The sequence below is a fragment of the Parapusillimonas sp. JC17 genome (assembly GCF_052180245.1).
GTDB lineage: Bacteria > Pseudomonadota > Gammaproteobacteria > Burkholderiales > Burkholderiaceae_B > Parapusillimonas.
In genome coordinates this window covers 4,675,309-4,693,556 of sequence record NZ_CP197474.1, presented here as the reverse complement: position 1 = coordinate 4,693,556, position 18,248 = coordinate 4,675,309, and the positions used below count along the sequence as shown (strand labels likewise).

At 61.2% G+C, this 18,248-nt stretch carries 11 protein-coding genes; all 11 read left to right on the top strand.

Annotated features, from left to right (window positions below; all coding sequences use genetic code 11):
* The first annotated feature begins 32 nt into the window (after positions 1-32).
* The 11 genes from bcsB (ACSBPU_RS22410) to ACSBPU_RS22360 all read left to right on the top strand — a co-directional run bounded on the left by bcsB (ACSBPU_RS22410) (position 33) and on the right by ACSBPU_RS22360 (position 18,244).
* Positions 33-2,294, top strand: coding sequence for a cellulose biosynthesis cyclic di-GMP-binding regulatory protein BcsB (bcsB, locus tag ACSBPU_RS22410; protein WP_442594340.1), 2,262 nt, complete (start codon positions 33-35; stop codon positions 2,292-2,294).
* Positions 2,295-2,296: 2 nt separating this feature from the next.
* Positions 2,297-3,478, top strand: a complete 1,182-nt coding sequence (bcsZ, locus tag ACSBPU_RS22405) for a cellulose synthase complex periplasmic endoglucanase BcsZ (protein WP_442594338.1) — start codon at positions 2,297-2,299, stop codon at positions 3,476-3,478.
* Positions 3,454-7,536, top strand: coding sequence for a cellulose synthase subunit BcsC-related outer membrane protein (locus ACSBPU_RS22400; protein WP_442594336.1), 4,083 nt, complete (start codon positions 3,454-3,456; stop codon positions 7,534-7,536). The genes bcsZ and ACSBPU_RS22400 overlap by 25 nt, the downstream gene beginning before the upstream one ends.
* Entirely contained in the window at positions 7,526-9,691 is a 2,166-nt protein-coding gene (gene bcsB / locus ACSBPU_RS22395; RefSeq protein WP_442594334.1) for a cellulose biosynthesis cyclic di-GMP-binding regulatory protein BcsB, read from the top strand. Before ACSBPU_RS22400 ends, bcsB (ACSBPU_RS22395) begins: the two co-directional genes overlap by 11 nt.
* Before the next feature lie 46 nt (positions 9,692-9,737).
* On the top strand, positions 9,738-12,305 hold the full coding sequence (locus ACSBPU_RS22390) for a tetratricopeptide repeat protein (protein WP_442594332.1): 2,568 nt from the start codon (positions 9,738-9,740) through the stop codon (positions 12,303-12,305).
* 25 nt (positions 12,306-12,330) lie between these two features.
* A complete protein-coding gene (locus ACSBPU_RS22385) occupies positions 12,331-12,993 on the top strand; it encodes an SGNH/GDSL hydrolase family protein (RefSeq protein WP_442594330.1) in 663 nt (220 codons plus the stop codon).
* Complete coding sequence (locus tag ACSBPU_RS22380) at positions 12,990-13,664, top strand: cell division protein FtsQ (protein ID WP_442594328.1); 675 nt, start codon at positions 12,990-12,992, stop codon at positions 13,662-13,664. The genes ACSBPU_RS22385 and ACSBPU_RS22380 overlap by 4 nt, the downstream gene beginning before the upstream one ends.
* Positions 13,665-13,670: 6 nt before the next feature.
* Positions 13,671-15,077, top strand: a complete 1,407-nt coding sequence (locus ACSBPU_RS22375; protein WP_442594326.1) for an MBOAT family O-acyltransferase — start codon at positions 13,671-13,673, stop codon at positions 15,075-15,077.
* Positions 15,078-15,144: 67 nt separating this feature from the next.
* Positions 15,145-16,314, top strand: coding sequence for an alginate O-acetyltransferase AlgX-related protein (locus ACSBPU_RS22370; protein ID WP_442594324.1), 1,170 nt, complete (start codon positions 15,145-15,147; stop codon positions 16,312-16,314).
* A gap of 156 nt (positions 16,315-16,470) precedes the next feature.
* The gene (locus tag ACSBPU_RS22365; protein ID WP_442594322.1) at positions 16,471-18,051 is read left to right on the top strand and encodes a BcsE family c-di-GMP-binding protein; all 1,581 of its coding nucleotides are present in this window, start codon (positions 16,471-16,473) and stop codon (positions 18,049-18,051) included.
* Between the two features lie 13 nt (positions 18,052-18,064).
* On the top strand, positions 18,065-18,244 hold the full coding sequence (locus tag ACSBPU_RS22360) for a hypothetical protein (protein WP_442594320.1): 180 nt from the start codon (positions 18,065-18,067) through the stop codon (positions 18,242-18,244).
* The last annotated feature ends 4 nt before the right edge of the window (positions 18,245-18,248 follow it).

Below are 18,248 nucleotides of genomic sequence, written 5' to 3'. Positions count from 1 at the left end.
TTCAAAAGAGACTACAACACATGGAATCCTGCATGAAGCGTTTTCGTCCTGTCTGGGCGTTGATGACCGCCCTTGCTGCGTTCGCGACGGCGCAGGGTGTCGCGCGGGGCGAGCAATCGGTGGCGACCCCCGTCCATGCTCGAGGCGCAGACTATCAGCTCAGCCTGGAGCAGCTGGGGGCGCGCTACCCTTTTCAATTGAAAGGCGTCGACGGAAGCGCCAGCGCATACTTCGACGTCCGGGCCGACGAGGTCGTTACCCAAGCACGGCTCAAGCTGGGCTATACATACTCGCCCGCACTGATCAGCGAGCTTTCGCATATCAACGTGCTGCTGAACGATGTCGTGGCCGCGTCGTTGCCCGTTCCGAGGGCGGATGCCGGCAAATACCAGCAGCGAATCGTCGACTTGCCGGCCCACCTCGTCACGGATACCAATCGCTTACGGCTGCAACTGATCGGACATTACACGTTGGAGTGCGAAGATCCGCTTCATTCCAGTCTGTGGGCGAACATCAGCAACCAGAGCGTGCTGGAAATGGAGGTGGACCGGCTTGCGCTGCCCGATGACCTGTCGATTCTGCCTCTGCCCTTTTTTGATCATCGCGACAGGCGCAGGCTTGAGCTTCCCTTTGTTTTTTCCAGCGCCGATGCGCCGACGCTGGAAGCCGCAGGCACCATTGCTTCATGGTTTGGAGCCCTGGCAGGATATCGAGGCGCAAGGTTCCCCGTGCACCTCGATGGAGCCGTGCCGGCAAAAGGCAACGCGGTCGTATTCCTCAAGGAGGGCAGCACCGAAACCATTGGCCTGCCGCCCCTCAAAAAGATCACCGGCCCGATGCTCAAGATCATGCCCAACCCCGGCGATCCGCATGGCAAGATCCTGTTTGTGATGGGGCGGGATGGCAGTGAGCTGAAGCGCGCGGCCCGTGCACTGAGTTTGGGATTCGATGCGCTCGTCGGCTCCGAAGCCACCATTACGCAACTCGAACAGTTGCAGCCCCGCAAGCCGTACGACGCGCCAAATTGGCTGCGTACGGACCGGCCTGTGAAGTTCGGCGAGCTCGTGCCCATGCAGGCGCTCGAAGCGCCCGGCTATGGTTCCGATGCAATCCGTATTCCGCTACGTCTGCCGCCGGATCTCTTTGGCTGGCGGGCGCCCCCCGTACCGATGGATTTACGCTATCGCTATTCCCCTCAGGCCGGCGTTGTCGACTCCACGCTATTGTTCGACGTCAATGAGGGATTTTTGCGGTCCTTTCCGCTTCTGTCCGTCGCCCAGCTTGCGGAGCGAGGCTGGATCGAAAGGTCGACATTCAACGAGCTATTGCCCGTGCGCGCCCCGGCAGAGGTTCCGCTTGACCGCTTGATGCGGCATTCGGAGCTGCAATACCGCTTCATGTACGACTACATCAAGGAAGGAGAGTGCCGCGATGCCTTGATCGACAATGTCCGGGGTCGTATCGACCCTGAGTCATCCATCGATCTCCGCGGCTATCCGCACTTCCTTCCCATGCCCGACCTGGCTGCATTCAGCGAAAGCGGCTTCCCCTTCACACGCTTGGCGGATCTATCGGAAACGGGGGTCGTATTCCAGTCCAGGCCGGCGCTTCAGGATATTGCCACCTATCTGACCATGATGGGCCGTTTTGGCGAGTCGACGGGGTTTCCAGCCACTGCAGTCAGCGTCGCCTTTGGCAAGGAAGGCCTGCAGTTCGCCGATAAGGATTTGGTCATCATTTCGTCGGGCAACCAGTCATGGTTGGCCCAGTTCGGCGAGCGGGTGCCTGCCATGCTGGACGGAGCGAGCAAGAAATTCGACAACTCCGACCTCCAGTACAAGTCGCGTGCATGGATGACTCCGGATCCGCGCGACGCCGAGCGCCGCATCAAATCGGATCTGCGCTACGACAGTGCGGGATTCAATGCCATATTCGCCGGTTTCGAATCTCCCCTGCAAAAAGGGCGCAGCGTGGTTCTCATCTCGGCAGGAAACGCCGAGGCGCAGCAGTTTGCCGCTGACGCATTGCTGGGTGGAGAAGGTTACGAACAGAAGATCCAGGGCAGCTTGGTGGTGGTGCATGAAAAGCGCATCAGTCCTCTGGTAGCGGAGTACAGCTACACAGCAGGAAGCCTCGGACTGCTACGCGGTCTTGAATGGAAAATCGCCCAATACTGGCCCGGGGTTCCACCGCTACGCAACGTCGCCGCTATTCTGGGTAGCCTGGTCGCCGTCATGCTTGTGCTTTGGTTGCGGCGTCGCTTGAAAGGCAAGCATCGGGTCGAAGGCAAATGATCATGAACAGGCTTTTTTCCATCTGGTTCGTTGTACTGGCGCTGGCCATGCCGCTGCCGGCGTCCGCCGTGGCGTCCTGCAAGACGTCGGACTGGCCGCTATGGGAACTTTTCAAGAAGCATTTCGTGCAGGACAGCGGGCGCGTACTCGATGCCAGCACCAAGATGCAGCACAGCTCGTCCGAGGGGCAATCCTATGGAATGTTCTTTGCCTTGGTGGCGGGTGATGAAAAGGCATTCGACGCGATCTGGCGCTGGGCGGTCGACAATCTGGCGGGCGGCGACATGTCGCAGCGCCTGCCCGCCTGGATTTGGGGCGTCGATGACGAAAAAACCTGGCGGGTACTGGACGCTAACTCAGCCTCGGATGCCGACCTATGGTTCGCCTACGCGTTGCTCGAGGCAGGTCGGCTTTGGAACCGGCCGGACTACACTCGTTCGGCTCATGCGCTACTGCGATTGGTTGAAACCCACGAACTCTTGGACATCCCGGGCCTGGGCTGGATGCTTCTGCCAGGCAAAGAAGGTTTCGTCACTCCCGGGAAAGAGTGGCGCCTTAACCCCAGCTACCTTCCCATTCCCCTATTGCGGCGGCTGGAGCTCGAGTACCCGTCGGGGCCATGGAAAGATCTGGCGGGCAATACGGCCAAGGTGTTGGCGCGGATCACACCATACGGCCTCGCACCCGACTGGACGGCCTATCGAATCCAAAAAGCCGGCGGGGGCGCGTTTGCGGCGGATCCGGTCAAAGGTGCTACGGGTAGTTATGACGCCATCCGCAATTATTTATGGGCGGGGATGACGCCGATGTCCGATCCCTTGTTCCGTGCGATCATGATTTCGCTCGACGGCATGAAGCCCTTCACACGCGATCAGGGCGTTCCGCCCGAGAAAGTCGATACTTTGACGGGTCAGGCGGCGGGCGAAGGTCCATTCGGCTTCTCGGCAGCCTTGGTTCCATATTTCAAGGCTGCCGGCGAACCGGCGCTGGCACAGCTTCAAAAGCAGCGCGCTGAATCCATGCTGCGTGCAAGTCTGAACAACACAGACACCCAGCCTCCCTACTATGACTTTGTACTGAGTCTCTTCGGCATGGGCTGGATGGATCAATATTACGATTTCCGCCCGGATGGAACTTTATCTTTACCGTGGGAGAAGGCATGTCTCGATATTCCAGCCAAATAGTTCTGGGCTTGTTGGCCGCGGCTTTGCACTCCGCCGGCTGGGCTCAGGCCGATGCCAGCAAGACCTTGATCGAGCAAGGCCAGTTCTGGCAGGAACGCTACGACACGAAGCGCGCCACCGAGGCGTGGAACAAGCTGCTGCTGATCAGTCCGGACAATCCGGCAGCCCTGTACGGCCTGGCGACGCTGGATATCCGCGCCAAGCGCCTGGATAGCGCAAGAGCTTACCTGCAGAGACTGCGCGCGGCGCATCCCGGCAGTGCGATCGTCGCCCGGCTGGAGCAGGATCTGATGCTGAACACGGATGGCAAGGTCCAGGCGCTTGATCAGGCACGCAAGGAGGCCGCGGCGGGCGAGCTGGATTCCGCCGTTGGGAAGTATAAGGAAGTGTTGCAGGGAACTGCGCCGCAGGGGGCGCTCGGGCGCGAATATTACACCTCGCTGGGCTACACGGAAGGCGGCTTGCAGGAAGCGATCGCCGGTCTGCGCCGCTTGGCGCAAGACTCGCCGAACGATGCACGAACTGCCTTGGCGCTCGCGCGCCATCTTGCCCGGAACGAACCGACCCGCCTGGAAGGTATACGCAAGCTGTCGGCATTGGCCGCTGATACCGAACTTGGAGCCGACGCAAAAAAAAGTTGGCGTGAAGCGCTGCTATGGGTTGGTCCACCGGGGCCTGCTGTCCAACCGCTTTTCCAGGACTATCTGAAGCGAAATCCCGGCGATACGGCCATCAAGCAACAGCTGGACAGGGGCATCCAACAGTCCACGGCGCTGGCCAGCGCCAAGGCGCCGCGCAGCGTGGTCCCATGGCGGCAGCGTACGGACGCCGCCATGAGGCTGATCGACGGCGGCCAGCTCGCGCAGGCCGAAGCGGAGTTGCAGGCGGTACTGGCCGAGCATCCCAACGACAGCGAGGCCTTGGGTGGGTTAGGCATCATTCGCATGCGCCAGAAAAACTGGGCTCAAGCCAACGAGCTTCTCGCGCGGGCAAGCAAGGGCAATCCGTCGGGATGGCGAAATTCTCGGAATCTGGTGGAGTACTGGCACACGATAGACCGCGCCTCGGCGTCCCGGCGCGCGGGTGATCTTGCCGGTGCGCGCAAGCTGCTGGCTCAGGCGGAAAAGCTCGCGCCCAAAGAGGCAGCGGCCGAAACCATGCTTGCGGACATGCTCGCCGACGAAGGCAAGCTCGCCCAAGCGGAAAAGGCATACCGAAACGCCTTGCGGCGCCATCCCGGCGATCCGGATGCCACGCGCGGGCTGGTGACCGTGCTTGCGCAAAGCAACAAGCCGGACGAGGCGCGCAAAATCGTGCAAGGCATGTCGCCTGCCGCGCTGGAGCAGGCCGGAGGCGTGACCCGCATGCGCGGGCTGTATGCGGCAGGCCAGGCGAAGGCGGCACTGAGCGCGGGCAACTATGCGTCGGCCCAGGCTTCTCTGGAAGAGGCCCTGCAAAGCGACCCTTCCAATCCTTGGGTTCGGCTGGAGCTTGCGCGGCTGTATCAGCGCAGCGGATACCAGAAGGAGGCGAATGGCCTGATGCAGGGCATATTGGTGTCGGATCCAAATAACCCCGAGGCCTTGCACGCGGCGGCCATACACGCAGTCGAAAACCGCGACTGGACCACGGCCTACAACGCGCTGGCACGCGTGCCGCAGCAATTGCGCACGCCGGCCATGGCCGATCTTTACCAGCGGTCGTCGCAGCATCTATACATCCGGCAGGCGGTGGGCATGGCAAGCCAAGGGCGACGAGCCGAAGCGGCCAGCATACTGATGCACGTCGAGGCGAATAGCAAGGGCGACCTCGCAACGTTGGGCGCGCTGGCCGAGGCTTATGCGGACATCGGCGATCCGGGGCGCGCCCTTGCGCTGCTGCGTCCACTGCGAGCGGACGGTAAGGCGCAGAATGTGGACGGGTCTCTGCTGTACGCCAGCATACTGCTCAGGACCAACCAGATGGTCGAGGCCTCTGGGCTCATCCGGTATCTTGAGAGCCAGGCGCTTACGCCTGAACAGCGGAATCGGCTGGACGAGCTGACCACCGGCTTCATGGTGCGCCAGGCCGACGCGCTGCGCGAGCGAGGCGATCTGGTGGCGGCATATGACGCGATTGCACCGGTATTGCAAAGAAACCCTGCCAATCGCGAGGCGACCGAAGCTCTGGCCAGAATGTATTCCGCCGCCGGCCAGGGACGGCAGGCGCTGGACTTATACGAACGGCTGCTGATCTCCAATCAAAGCGATGCCCAGCTGCACCTGAACGCAGCGCTGGCGGGGCAGCAGGCGAAGGAATACGCCTACGCCCTGAAAGAGGCGGAGGCTGCCGTTTCGCTTGCGCCGCAGCAACCGGAGATCCTTGCCGGCGCGGCGCGGATATACCGCAGCCAGGGAAAAACCAAAGAGGCGGCACAGTTGCTGGAGCGGGCAGTCGTATATCAGGGGATGCAAGGAGGTGCGCCGGCGATGCTCGCTTCGGCAGGCGGGAGCCCGAGCGGTTCCCTGAATCCCTTCGTGGGCATGCCGGGACAGAAAAGCGCATCCGCGCTCGATATGCCGGCGCTCTATAACACCTTGGTGCCGACAACGCCCTTGGTGGCCGGTGCACCGGCTTATGTTCCCGCCGGCGGCGTCGGCCCGGCGGCGAGCCTGCCCCCGGCTGCGGCGCCGGCATACGCGCCCATGCCGGTTCCGACGGCCGCGATGCCAGTCGGCATGCCGCCGGCATCAAGCTACGTGTCGGGCGGCGGCATGGTCCCGGTCGGCGCTCCCGTCACCGACCCTTATCTCGCGCCGCAGTTCGCCGCACAAGCGCCTATGGCGGGTCCCGCTCCGCTCCAGGGCTCTACGCTCGCAAGAGAGTTGGCTGATCTGCAACAGGAGCGGAGCGCAACGGCCACCATCGGCACGCAGTTCCGGACGAGGTCCGGGGATGCCGGCATGGGCAAGCTGACGGAAACCCAGGTGCCCTTGGAGATCAAGTTCCCGGCGGGCGATGGCAAAGTCACCTTCAATGCGACGCCTGTCATCCTCAGCGCGGGCGGGCTGGGATCGGACCTCTATTCCCGCGCCGCTTTTGGCGGCGGGCCGGAGGTCATGGCTCTGGCGGGACCCGACAGCAACAAGGCGACCGGTGTCGGCATGTCGATCGGATATGAGCGGGATGGCCTGAAGCTGGATGCCGGCGTGACTCCGCTCGGATTCCAATACAAAACCTACACCGGTGGGGCGCTCTTCAGCGGAACAATGGACGAGCAGCGCACCGTGGCGTATCGGCTGGATTTATCCCGGCGTCCCGTCACCGACAGCCTGACGTCGTTCGCCGGCACGGAGGACCCGCGCACAGGCATGCAGTGGGGTGGGGTTTCGGCGACGGGCGCGCGCGCCACTATTTCAAAGGATTGGGGAAGCGCGGGCGTATACGGCTCTGCCGGCTGGCACAGTCTGCGTGGTCATAACGTGGAAAACAATCATCGGACCGAGTTCAATGCCGGCAGCTTTTTCCGCGTGATCGATGATCCCGATTCCAAGCTGATGATGGGCGTGAACCTGAATGCCACGTTCTTCAACAAGAACCAGGGGCACTATACGTATGGCCACGGCGGATACTTCAGCCCCAAGAATTTCTATGCGCTGAGCCTGCCTGTTACCTGGGCGCAGCGCAACGGGAAGCTGACCTACCGACTGGATGGCGCGCTGGGCCTGCAGCATTTCAAGCAAAGTGACGTCGATATGTTCCCCACCGATGCTGGAATGCAGGCGCGGGCGGTGAATGCGTTGGCCGGCTCGGCCTCGCCCGAGCTCTCAGGCTTGACCAATGGCATATACAAGGGCGAAAGCAAGACGGGCCTCGGATACAACCTGCGTGCCTCAGCCGAGTATCGAGTTACGCCGCAGCTGGTCATGGGCGCAACGATAGGCGCGGACAACGCCAGCGACTATAGCCAGTGGGCGGGCGGGCTTTACATGCGCTACTACTTCGAGCCGCAGAATCGTCTCATGGACTTGCCGGTCGAGCCTTTCAGCTCGCCGTATGGGGCAACGTATGGGCGTTGATGCACGCTGTCGCCTGCTCCCGGCGCTGCTGGCATGCAGCCTCGCCTTCTCGTCGCCGGGCGCGGTTGCGCAGCCGGCGCCGGATACCGTCCGGGAGGGAGGCTATACGATGACGCTGGAGCAGCTGGGTGCGCGTCATCCGTTCACCTTGCGGGGCGTGGACGGAAGCGACAGCGTCACGTTCAATTTGCGGGCGGATGAAGTGGCGACCGGAGCAAAGCTGCAGCTGGAATATGCGTATTCACCGGCACTATTGAGCGACCTTTCGTATATCAACGTGCTGCTCAACAATGGAATCGCGGCGGCCATTCCGCTGGATCGCGAAAACGCCGGCAAGAACCTCAGGCAGGAAATCCAGCTGCCGCCCTACTTAGTGACGGATTCCAATGAGTTGCGCTTGCAATTGACCGGCCACTATACGCTCGAATGCGAGGATCCGTTGCACTCCAGCTTGTGGGCGAGCATAGGCAACAAAAGCGAGCTGCAGATAGCGGTGGAGCGGCTGAACTTGCCCAATGACTTGGCCATCCTGCCGTTGCCCTTTGTCGATCATCGCGATCAGCGCCAACTGCAATTGCCTTTCGTCTTCCATGCTAATCCGTCCGCCACCGGTCTCGAGGCCGCCGGCATGGTCGCCTCTTGGCTGGGAAGCCTTGCGGGCGACCGCGGGGCGGCTTTCCCCGTGCAGGAAACAGGCATGTTGCCGGCTGCCGGAAGCGCCGTGGTGTTCATCAAGGGCAGCCAGGCCTTGCCCAGCCTCAATGCCCCTGCGCCGGCAGGTCCCATGCTGTCGATGGTGCCGAATCCCGGCGATGAAAAAGGAAAGCTGTTGTTGGTGATGGGGCGCGACGATGCGGAGCTGAAGCAGGCCGCCATGGCCTTGGTGCGCTCGTCGTCTTCGTTGTCGGGGCCCACTGCCCAGGTGGAGCGGATGGACGCAGCAGAGCCTCGTCTGCCATACGACGCCCCAAGATGGTTGCGCACCGACGGCCCCGTCCGGCTAGGCCAATTGGCGAATGAACAGAGACTGACCACCAGAGGGTACACCGGAGGGCCGGTCGTCATACCGCTGCGCGTACCGCCGGACCTGTTCGGCTGGAGGGCGAAGCCTGTGCCCATGGACCTCAGGTACTGGTACACACCCAGGGAAGGGCGCGTGAAGTCGACGCTGCTTGTGAGCAACGACGATCGGTTTCTCAGATCGTTCAACCTGCCGTCTGCCGAACAATTGGACGGCCGGGAAGAGCGAACGGTACAGGACACGGATATCGGCCCCATGGTGCGGCAGCAAGCCAATGTAGAGATACCGTTGCAATTGCTGCTTGCCCGATCTGAACTTCGGCTTACCTTCAAGTTCGATTATTTGAAAGAAGGCGAATGCCACGACATTCTGCTTGATGACATGGTTGGCCGCATCGATCCGGAGTCGACGGTGGATCTGTCTGCGTATCCTCATTTCATGCCGATGCCCAACCTGGAGGCTTTCTCGGAAAGCGGCTTCCCCTTCACCCGATTGGCCGACCTGGCGGAAACCGCGGTCGTGCTCGCCGACAACCCGACGCGTCACGACATTTCAACTTACTTGGCTGTCATGGGAAAGTTCGGGGAGTCGACCGGATATCCGGCCTTGGCGATCACGGTAGCGTTCGGTGCGAAGGGGCTGTCGTTGAAGGGAAAGGACTTGGTGGTCATCGCCTCCGGCGACCAGGCCTGGCTGTCGGAATGGCGTCCGCGCATGGCGGCTGTACACCAGGGCAGCACAAGGTCCGTCGTGATGGCTGCCGCCGAGGACAAACGGCGCGATTGGGCGCCGCTGGATCCCCGGACGGTTGAACGTAACCGCTTGACGGATTTGTCCTATAGCAGCGATGGCGCGAGCGCCGTGTTCATGGGATTCGAGTCACCCGCGGAAAGCGGGCGTAGCGTAGTTTTGATTTCCAGCGAAAAGCCTGAAGGGCAAGGGCTCGCGCAGCGGGCATTGCTCAGAGAGCCCGGCTATGAGCGGCCTATTCAGGGTAGCTTGGCCATGGTGCGCGAAAAGCAGGTCAACATTCTGGCGCAAGAATATAGCTATTCGGTCGGCGAACTGAGCTTATGGACGCGCATCCAATGGCGGCTGGCGCAGTACTGGCCGGGTCTGGCCGACGCATTCTGACATTGCCCGTGGCCATCGAGGCACGCCGAGATCTGAAGCATTGCATATGATTCGAACTTTTTACTTTGCAGTCACTTGTGTGCTGATCGTTCTGACATCAGGCACCGTGTTCGCGCAGCAAAACCTGGCTGGGACGCTGCTGGAACAGGGCCGGTATTGGCGAGCGCAGGGTGACTCCGTTCGGGAGGCCGAGACGTGGAACAAGCTTTTGTTGGCCCGGCCCGGCGACGCCGATGCCTTGTACGGCCTGGCTAACATCGCGATCAAGGCGGGCCGCCTTGGCGAGGCAAAGGCCTATCTTCAAAAACTGGCCTCGGCGCATCCTGGTAGCCGCCTCGTGGAACAGCTGGAGCAGGATATCGTGCTGGGCACCGGGGGCCGTTCCGCCATTCTCGAGGAAGCGCGCCTGCTGGCCGCGTCCGGCGAGCTGCAACAGGCGCTGCCCAAGTACCGGGAGGCGGTGGAAGGCGGGCAGCCTGTGGGCGACGTGGGTCGCGAATACTACGCATATCTGGGCTATACCGACCAGGGCTTGCAGGAAGCCATAGATGGCCTGCGCCGATTGGAAAAAAAGATGCCGGATGACCCGCAGGTGAGCCTTGCGCTGGCCAGGCATCTTGCACGCAACGAGGCGACGCGGCTGGATGGCATCCGGCGCTTGTCGCGGCTGGCGGAGCGGCGGGATATCGGAAGCGATGCTGCGGAAAGCTGGCGGGACGCACTGGTATGGCTGGGGCCCCCTCGGCCGGAGGCCAGGCCCTTGTTCGAAGAATATCTGAAGAAGAATCCCGACGATGCGGACATCCGCCAGCAGCTCGCCAAAGGGCAAGCCATGACGAAGATCACCGTCCAGGCCAGCAAGCCGGATCCTTTGCGCCTGCGGACGGATGCGGCCATGAAGACGCTGGAGGGTGGCGACCTGTCCGTGGCAGAGGCCGAGTTCAAGGCGGTTCTGGCCAAGCGGCCCAATGACAGCGAGGCGCTGGGCGGCCTGGGGGTGATAAGGCTGAAACAAGAAAACTGGGAGCAGGCGCGCGAGCTCTTGTCCCGTGCTCGCAAGGGCAACCCCAGGGCCTGGCAGGCTTCCTTGCGTGTGGCGGAATACTGGCTCTTGATGCAAAAGGCCGAAGCGTTGCGGCAGGCGTCTGATTTCAACGGAGCCCGAAAGCTGCTGAAGCAGGCGCGGGCGCTTGCCCCCAATGAAGGCGCTTCGGACGCAATGGAAGCGGACATGCTGCTTGAAGAGGGGCAGCTTGTGATGGCGGAATCGCTGTATCGCCGCGTGTTGGCCGCGCGCCCGGCCGACATCGGTGCCTTGCGTGGCTTGGTCGGGGCGCTGGCGCAGCAGGGCAGGGCCGCAGAAGCACAGGCGCTGATTGTGGCCGCGCCACCGGACGCGGCCGAAACAGCGAGTGGGCAATCGGGCCTGCGGGAGGCCTATGCCCTTGGTTTGGCCAAGGCCGCGAACAGGATGGGTGACCCGGCACGTGCACATGCAGCGCTGGAAGAAGCACTGCAAAATGATCCGTCCAATGTCTGGATACGTCTCGAGCTGGCCGGCTCGTATATGCGCTCCAACCAGGAGCAGGAGGCGCGCAGCCTGATCGACGGCGTCCTCAAGAACGATCCGGACGACCCGAGAGCGCTGTATGCCAGCGCAACACTGTACAGCCGAGGCAATCATTTCCAGGCTGCGCTGGACACGCTGGCGCGCATTCCGCCTGGATACGAGACGCGTGCCGTCAGTGCATTGCGCCTGTCCATGACGCAGCAGCAGCTTTTGAAGCAAGCGGACGCTTTGAGGCGCCAGGGGCACGACATCGAGGCGATGGCGTACCTTGCGCAGTTGCAGGAGAGTGCCGCGGAATCCCCCGAGATACTCGGTGCTGTCGCGCAGGTCTATGCTGACATGGGCCAGTCCTCGCGCGCGTTGTCCGTATTGCGTTCCATGCGCCCGGGCGGCGCCACCCAGAGCGCGGATGCCTCTTTGCTCTATGCGGGCATTTTGCTGCGTACGGGGCAGGACGCCGAGGCCGCGGCGGTGATGCGGCAGCTGGAAAGCATGTCACTGAGCGGCTCCCAAAGAGAGGGGCTGGGCGAGTTGAAGGCTGTATACAGCGTCCGCCAGGCCGAGTCCCTGCGTGAGCGTGGCGATCTGGTTGCGGCTTACGATATGATCGCCCCGGTCCTGGCGCGATACCCTGACAACGTCGATGCCATGGCGGCGCTGGCCCGGATGTACGCCGCGGCAGGGCGCAACGAGGAGGCGCTGGAACTGTACAAGAAAGTATTGGCCGTACAGCCTGGAAGCGCGCAATTGCATCTAAGCGCCGCACTGCTTGCTCAGGAGCTCAACGATACGCGCTATGCCGCAACGGAAGCCGATATCGCCGTGGAGCTTGCGCCTGACCAGGTCGAAATACTCGCCGGCGCAGCGCGTATTTATCGAGCGCAAGGCAAGAATGGACGGGCGGTCAGCCTGCTCAAGAGGGCGGTCGCTCAGCAGGAGAAAGGCGCCAAGCCGCCCACTGGAGCACCCCTTCCCGCGGGACACGCAAATCCTTTTGCCGGTGAGCAACGCCGTTCTCCATATCCCCTCCCGTCGGGGCGCTGAAATTTTTTCGTATTAGGAGCATTCAATGCTGACTTCCGTTCTCGCAGGATTATCCATTCTGATCATCGGCGACAGCCATCTTACGACACCGCACTATCTGATCGAAACGCTGCATATGGGGCTCGTGGAGCAAGGGGCGAAGGTACACACCCTGGGCGTTTGCGGGACGAACGCGGGCGACTGGCTGAAATCCGTACCGGGAACTTGCGGTTCCGCAGAGCGCGTGGGTTCCGACAAGGCGAAGCTGCTGGGTAGGACCGGGCCGACCCAACCTATAACAAGCTTGCTGGACGCAGAGAAACCCGATCTGCTGATCATAGTCATGGGTGATGCGATGGCCGGCTATGACAAGCCGGTATTTCCCAAAGCCTGGGCATGGCAGCAGATTGGCAGCCTGACCAAAGCGATCGGCAAAACGCAGACTTCTTGTGTGTGGGTGGGCCCGGCTTGGGGAACGGAAGGGGGCAAGTACAAGAAGTCGTTCGCGCGGGTCGAGCAGATGTCGGCATTCCTCTCCGCCAATGTTGCACCTTGCGACTACATCGACTCCCTCAAGTTTTCCAAACCTGGCGAGTGGGCGACGACGGACGGCCAGCATTTCACCGCATCCGGGTATCAGTCTTGGGGCAAGGCGATCACCAAAGCGATCACCGCTTCCCCGGTCGTCAAGGCACTGGAGAAAAAATGAACCGCTTTCGCTTATCAGGCATCCTGGGATTGCTATGGCTTGGTCTCGGAGGATGCGCGTATGCTGTCGATCTTTACCCGACAGGACCTACCGAGGACGCCGCATTTGTCCGGTTCGTCAATGCCGGCCTTGAAAAGCTCGATATCTCGGCCAAAGGCAGTGGCGCTTCGGTCGAGCTTCGCGCACCGAACATGGCAACGAGCTTTCTGCCGGTGACGGCGGGAAGGGACATCACGGGAAAACTGGTGTCGGCGGGTTTCGATCAAGACATAGCCTTGAAGGCCAGTGCCGGCGAGTTCATCACCGTGGTGGCGAGTGCCGGGCAAGAGCCGCCTTTTTCTTTATCCATTCTGCGCGAGCAGCCCGAGGACTTCACAGCGGTCAAGGCTTCCGTAGCCTTCTACAACATGAATGCGAGGTGCGCTTCGGCCAGCGTACAGGTTGCCGGCCGCAAGGTGTTCCTATTCGAGTCGATCGCGCAGGACACCGCCAGCAGACGGTTGGTCAATCCCGTGAAGCTGGCGGTAGAGCTCGTTTGCGATGGCGCGGCGGTTGGCAGCCCGTTGGACATGGGACGGCTGGAGGCGGGCGCGCGCTATAGCATTTTCCTTGCGCCGGGAGACCCGGCGGCGCGGTTCTTCTTTGTCATGGACGAAGTGGCGAACCAGTAGCTCCAAATGGTCTTCACCTCCTTAGAGTTCCTGACTCTCTTCCTGCCGCTATTCTTTCTCGCGTATGCGGCCAGCCCGCGGTCATGGCGCAATGGCGTCCTGCTGCTTTTCAGCTGGATATTCTATGGCTGGTGGAGTCCGGTATACCTGTTGCTCTTCATAGGGTTGATCGTGCTGTCCTGGGCCGGAGCGATGGTCATTCAAGCCGCCGGCACGGGATGGTGGCGCCGCGCGTGGCTTACATTGCTGATCCTTGCCAATGCCTCTACGCTGTTCTGGTTCAAATATGCCAATGTGGTGGTCGAAACCTATAACGATGCGCGGATGCTCGCTGGCGCGATGCCCATGGAATGGCAACGTGTGGCTTTGCCGATCGGGTTGTCGTTTATCATCCTGCAGGCCATTTCGTATTTGGTGGATGTCTATCGCGGTCAAGTGCAAGCACAACGCAACTTCATTGATTACGGTGCGTACTTGTCGATGTTCGGCCAACTGATTGCAGGTCCGATCTTGCGCTATGACTGGGTTCAACGCGAACTGGCCAGCCGGCAACTGAGCTGGAGCGATTTCTCGCTGGGCGCCCGTCGCTTCATGGTGGGCATGAGCATGAAAGTGCTTGTAGCGGACACCTTGGCGCCCGTTGTCGATATAGCCTTTTCACTGGAAGAGCCTAGCTTCGTGGATGCCTGGCTAGGCTGTGGCGCATATTCGCTGCAGCTGTTCTTCGATTTTGCCGGGTACAGCGCCATGGCGATAGGCCTTGGCCAGATGCTGGGATTTCACTTTCCTGAGAATTTCAATCATCCATATCTCGCGAAGAGCATCCAGGATTTCTGGCGGCGCTGGCATATTTCCTTGTCGGGCTGGATACGCGATTACCTGTATGTGCCATTGGGAGGCAACCGGATCAACCCGGGCCGCACGTACGTCAATTTAATGGTGACGATGGCGATTGCCGGCATGTGGCATGGCAGCGACAACTGGAATTTCTTGATATGGGGCCTCGCGCACGGTCTTGCCCTGTGCGCTGCGCGAGCCTGGAGAGGCACGGCCTTGCCGTCCGTTCCTGGCTGGATTTCACGGGTTGCTACTCTGCTTTTTGTCTGCATGGCCTGGGTCATCTTCAGAGCGCCCGATTTTGGAACGGCGGTGTCGATGTATGCAGCTCAGCTTGGCCTGGGCGGCTGGGAAATGGGCGCAGCGCTGCGCGTGTTGTTGCAGCCGTCGCATTGCGTGGCTGCATTGCTGGGAGTGGCTTGCATCATGGTGCCGGCAATACCGGCGAGGCACCTCAATCGTGTGCCGGCCGCTCTTCGCGAGCAGCTGGCCTTGTGGCCTCTTGCGGCATTTCTTCTGTCGTTTGCATTGATTGTGAGCCGGGGCGCAGTACCGTTTCTTTATTTTCAATTCTGAACAGGCCCTAAAGATAATGACGGACGCGGTTTCGGAAAATGTAACGCAAGGACGCTTGGCGCGGAGTATGCCAGGCATACTATTGTTGCTGGTCATGCTCAGTGGCGCTGTGTCGCTGATCTACGCCGTGGCAGCCGGCCGTATCGTGTTTCCTCCTGAACCCTCGGCACGAGCGTTCCTGACCGGTGAGCTGACGACCGAACTTTCATCGGATCTGGCGAAGACGCCGTTTCCAGCGTTCATGGCGCGGTTTGAACGCGGTGTGAGCTGGATGGTCATGGGCAGCTTGGGGCCGCGGGTACGCCAAGGTTGTCCGGACTGGTTGTTCCTCACGGACGAACTGACAGTACATCCGCATGCCGCAAAGAACGGCCGCTTGAGAAGCCGTACCGTCGCCGCGGTGAACCAGTGGCTGGCGGGCAAAGACATCGAGCTGCTGGTCGTGATTGTTCCAGACAAAAGCCGAATCCAACGCGAGCAATTATGCGAACTGCCTCGTCCTCTGGTGCTCGATGAGCGTTTGCGCTCATGGATGGACAATGTTTCGTCGGCCGGCGTGCGCATCGTCGACCTCGAACCGGTGTTGTCACGACAAGCATCCGAGGTCGACGTTGCTGCGCCTTTTCTCAGGACCGATACACATTGGAGCGAGCTGGGTGCCGAACGCGCGGCGCGGCAAGTTGCCGTTGCCGTTGAGCGCATGCGTATCGATATTCAGCCATCCAAGCAATATAAGTTGGAGGAAAGCGCCCCGCAACGGCGGGAAGGAGATTTAGTTCGTTTGGCCGGCATCGAATGGCTTCCATCGCGCTTGCAGCCTGCAGGCGAATGGGTTGGAAGTCCCGTGTTTCATGAAGTCGATGCACCCGCGGCATCGGGTGGCGGAAAGTCGCAATCAGCGGACGATGATGCCGGCGATTTGTTCGGCGACGAGAACCTGCCTAATATTGCGCTGATCGGCACATCGTTTTCTCGTACTTCTTCCTTCCTTGGGTATCTGGACTACCACTTGTCGACAAGTGTCACGAGCTTCGCCCGCGATGGCGGAGACTTCTGGGGGGGCGCGAAATACTATTTTGCGAGCCCGTCGTTCCTGGAAACTCCCCCCCGGCTGGTTATTTGGGAAATTCCAGAACGAGTGCTGAATATGCCAATGCAGCCGGAAGAATGTGCGTGGGCATCGGGATTTGGTAAGGATGCAATATCCGGCGAAATCTCCCAATGCATTGTTAACTAATGTAATTTTTCCGGAAATACATCGTATCCCATGTTGATCGACGTTAAAATCGGTTCCCGATAACGTTACAGTTTTCAACATGCAGGCTAACCATTGCCTGTTCATAATGTGCCTTGCGTTTTATTTTGACGCAGTTGGACGTTTTTTGCAGACAATATGGCCACATCTTCAGGAGGGCCGAGCCAGGGCTGTCATCTTGCGATTGACGACCTGCCCATAGAGCTCGCACAGCTTCGCGAGGGCGAGGCGTACTGGGTTGCTCTCGTAGACGAGAACGATAGCTCTGCATTGATCATGCAGCTCCTGCGCGGCGCTGATCCCGACGCGCGAGCCGTCCTTATCTGTTCCGTTGACCCAACCAGCATGCTCGCCGACCTGCCTCCGGATCAGGGGCCGGCCGACTTGCGCACCTATCGGCTTTCGGGCGAACCCCTGAAGGCGCTGCGTGCGCTGACCAAAGACCTGGACCGCAGCCTGCGTCCACGGGGCCGCATCATCATCATGCGTCTTTCGGCGGAATACTTTTCCGCTGCGGGCGATCATCTGGAAGCAGTGCTGTGTTGCTGGCGCGAATGGTTGCAAAGCAACGGTTGCGTCCTGTTGGTCCTGGCATATGGCGAGCCGGCCGTGAAGGCCGTAAACGGCATGTTGCGGTTCAGCAACGTGCTGTCCGGCTTGGCCAGCCTGATGCCATCGGGCGACGAGTATGACTATAGTGTGTTGCATTGGCGCAACGCGATCGACGCGGTCGGCCTGACGCAGCTGCGGCTGGCTTCGACTCCGCAAGGGTATGCGGTATCTCGGCAGCGGGCGCCATCGGCCGCCGTCGGAAACGATCGTGCCCGTTTCCTGTTCGAGGCCATGGTCCTGGAAGGCGTTCCCGTCTTCATGGCGGACGATTGGCATGTCTTCGACAGCGCAGCGGAACTGGCGCGCCAGGCGATGCAGGCCACTGCCGCGACGGTGGTGTTCGGCTTGAGGTCGGGCACCGATCTGCCGCCGTTGGCCAGGACGCTGCATGCCTTGCGCAAGCAGCGCGGTCCGGCGCTCAAGCTCGTCATCCGCGAAATGAACAGGACCCTACGCTATCAGGATGAACAGCTGCTGCTCGCCTGCGGCGCGACGCTCATCGTGCCCGCCGATACGCCCTTGCCGCGTTTCTTCAGCCTGCTCGAAACGGTGCAGGGCAAACTGTATGCGCGGGAACTCGCGGAGGATCCCGAAGCACTGATCGAGCGTAGCCGCGCCGTCAGGTTGCGCGGGGTCATCGGGGTCGACCAGTTTCTGGATTATCTCGACCACATGCTGGAGCAGAACGAGGCGGCCTCCGCTGCCGGCGTTCTGGTGGCCATGATCCCCGTGCCGGGCCTGGCACCGGACTTGGCCATGGGCCAGCTGCACCTGCGGCGTTTCGGCGACGTCGCCTGCGAACTAGGCGGAATGGTCTACCTGTTCCTGTTCGGTTGCCACCCGAATTTGGTCGAGGTGGCGCTTGGCAATGTGTTCGGCATCCCCTACGGCGAAATCTTTTCCGACCATGCCGCTTACATAGCGATGGACCAGATCGCCGCCGAGCATGGACGGATGAGGCGGCTGTTTGATGCGCAGAAGGCGAACGCGCCGGGAACCGCAGACGCAACGCGGGGCATATCCGTGGAACAGATGACGAAAGGGGTGCCGGCCGGCATGGGCGCCGGCCGGCAAGCGCCCCGCCTGATGGCGTTGCCATTGATTTGAATGAGTGAAGTCGATGATAGGTGATTTAGCTTGGTGGAAGTATGTGGCGCTGGCCGCATTTTTTGGGGCGGCGATCGGCGTCGTATTGCGTCTATTCATGCGGGACGTCATCGCATGGCTGGACTTGTGGGTGCTGCCCGCGCGTCATTTGAAGAAATGCGGCGTGCGCCGCCGGGCGCACGATCAACGATAGTCGT

Bases quoted from the DNA above. Each gene is read 5' to 3' on its own strand.
- bcsB (WP_442594340.1), top strand. From the start codon at position 33: ATGAAGCGTTTTCGTCCTGTCTGGGCGTTGATGACCGCCCTTGCTGCG.
- bcsZ (WP_442594338.1), top strand. From the start codon at position 2,297: ATGAACAGGCTTTTTTCCATCTGGTTCGTTGTACTGGCGCTGGCCATG.
- ACSBPU_RS22400 (WP_442594336.1), top strand. From the start codon at position 3,454: ATGTCTCGATATTCCAGCCAAATAGTTCTGGGCTTGTTGGCCGCGGCT.
- bcsB (WP_442594334.1), top strand. From the start codon at position 7,526: ATGGGCGTTGATGCACGCTGTCGCCTGCTCCCGGCGCTGCTGGCATGC.
- ACSBPU_RS22390 (WP_442594332.1), top strand. From the start codon at position 9,738: ATGATTCGAACTTTTTACTTTGCAGTCACTTGTGTGCTGATCGTTCTG.
- ACSBPU_RS22385 (WP_442594330.1), top strand. From the start codon at position 12,331: ATGCTGACTTCCGTTCTCGCAGGATTATCCATTCTGATCATCGGCGAC.
- ACSBPU_RS22380 (WP_442594328.1), top strand. From the start codon at position 12,990: ATGAACCGCTTTCGCTTATCAGGCATCCTGGGATTGCTATGGCTTGGT.
- ACSBPU_RS22375 (WP_442594326.1), top strand. From the start codon at position 13,671: ATGGTCTTCACCTCCTTAGAGTTCCTGACTCTCTTCCTGCCGCTATTC.
- ACSBPU_RS22370 (WP_442594324.1), top strand. From the start codon at position 15,145: ATGCCAGGCATACTATTGTTGCTGGTCATGCTCAGTGGCGCTGTGTCG.
- ACSBPU_RS22365 (WP_442594322.1), top strand. From the start codon at position 16,471: ATGGCCACATCTTCAGGAGGGCCGAGCCAGGGCTGTCATCTTGCGATT.
- ACSBPU_RS22360 (WP_442594320.1), top strand. From the start codon at position 18,065: ATGATAGGTGATTTAGCTTGGTGGAAGTATGTGGCGCTGGCCGCATTT.